At 51.6% G+C, this 1,021-nt stretch carries 1 protein-coding gene; it reads left to right on the top strand.

Features of this window, described 5'->3' with window-relative positions:
- Positions 1-1,021 (top strand): recombinase family protein (locus tag DWX32_RS19280; protein WP_147398521.1); only part of this gene is annotated, 1,021 nt, incomplete at both ends.

Below are 1,021 nucleotides of genomic sequence, written 5' to 3' on the forward strand. Positions count from 1 at the left end.
AGCCGACTGGGGCGTAACTATCTGCAAACCGGGCATTTGATTGAGGACTTTTTCCCAAGAAACGGTGTCCGCTATATCGCCATGAATGACGGTATCGACACCCTGCGGGATAACAACGATATTGCCCCGTTCAAGAATATCCTGAACGAGATGTACAGCAAGGATATTTCCAAGAAAGTCCATTCCTCTTATCTTCTGAAAGCGCAGAAAGGACAGTTTACCGGGTGTCTTGCCCCGTTTGGGTATCGAAAAGACCCGGAGGACAAAAACCATCTGCTCATTGACGAGGAAACCGCCCCGATTGTGCGGCTGATTTTCGGATATGCCCTAAACGGTCATGGTCCGAACTATATCCGCAGACGGCTGGAGGAAGAAAAAATCCCCTGCCCCACATGGTGGAACCGGGAACGGGGGCTTCGCAATACCCGAACCAAATGGGAAAAGAAAGACCCGGAAAATGGGCGGTATATGTGGGACTTCTCCGTTATCAAAGACCTTTTGATGAATCCCGTTTACACCGGGGCGATTGCTTCCCAGAAAAAAGACTACCGTTTCAAAATCGGCACGATTGGGGAAAAGAAGCCGGAGGACTGGATTGTGGTGGAGGGACAGCATGAACCGCTGATTGACCGCATGAGCTTTGATATTGTGCAGAACAAGCTGAAATCCCGCCAGCGTCCGGGGCAGACCAATGAAATCAGCCTGTTTGCCGGACTGATAAAATGCGGCGAGTGTGGGAAATCTCTGACGATACGCTACACAAACGCAAAACATCCCCAGCAAATTTATTCCTGCAAGACCTACAATGCCTTTGGAAAGAACCACTGCACCCAGCACCGGATTGATTATGACACCCTTTACAGCCATGTGCTGCGAAAAATCCGGGAATGTGCCAGAGCCGCCCTGATGGACGGGGAAGCGGTTGCCGACCGCCTGACCAATACCTGCGAAGCCGAGCAGCGGGAACAGCGGGAAGCAATGGAACGCTCCCTTACAAGGGACGAGGAACGGATTGAGGTTC

The sequence above is a fragment of the Blautia sp. AF19-13LB genome (assembly GCF_003479105.1).
Classification (GTDB): domain Bacteria; phylum Bacillota; class Clostridia; order Lachnospirales; family Lachnospiraceae; genus Fusicatenibacter; species Fusicatenibacter saccharivorans.